1 protein-coding gene is annotated in these 687 nt (G+C 69.7%); it reads left to right on the top strand.

Annotated features, from left to right (window positions below):
• Positions 1–210: 210 nt before the first annotated feature.
• On the top strand, positions 211–687 hold a 477-nt coding region (locus tag B2U11_RS00270; RefSeq protein ID WP_292068960.1), incomplete at its 3' end, for a cellulase N-terminal Ig-like domain-containing protein.

Raw genomic sequence — 687 nt, 5'->3', positions numbered from 1 at the left:
CGTTCCGCCGCCGACGATCACCACGCGACGTATGCCGCCTTCGGCTTTGATCGGTGGGGTCAACACCTGCGCTCCTCCATGCCGCGACACCTTCACCGACAGGGTGTCCGGCTGCGGCGGCCGCGACAACACCGCCGTTGCGACAGCGCTGTCAAGCGGTAGGATCGGCGTGGGAGAACCGGGGCGCCGCCCCCGGTCAGGGAGGACACCATGAGATTTAAGACCGTCCTGCTGGCGGCCGCGGCCATCACGACCGCCACGGGCGCAGTCTGGATCGCGCCTGTCGCCCGCGCTGACGACATCCGCGCCATACGCATGAGCCAAGTCGGCTTCGAGACCGAGGGTCCCAAGACGGCGACCGTCGCGGACGTTTCGCGACGCCCCCTGCCCTGGCGGGTGGTGGACGCCTCGGGGCGTGAAATGGCGGCGGGCGAAAGCGTGGTGTTCGGCGCCGACGCGGCCTCGGACCAGCCGGTGCACACCGTGCTGTTCTCTCAGGTCCAGACGCCTGGCGAAGGCTATCGGCTGATTGTGGGCGCGCACGAAAGCCGCCCCTTCCGCATCGCCGACCATCCGCATCGGTCGCTGCAGTACGACGCCCTGGCCTATTTCTATCAGAACCGCGCCGGGATGGAGATTTCGGCCGACCACGTGGCCCGGCCCGACCTGGCGCGCCGGGCGAGGGGG

Origin of the sequence: Brevundimonas sp. UBA7534 (genome assembly GCF_002479325.1) — a bacterium.
GTDB lineage: Bacteria > Pseudomonadota > Alphaproteobacteria > Caulobacterales > Caulobacteraceae > Brevundimonas.
This window is presented reverse-complemented; position numbering and strand designations above follow the sequence as displayed.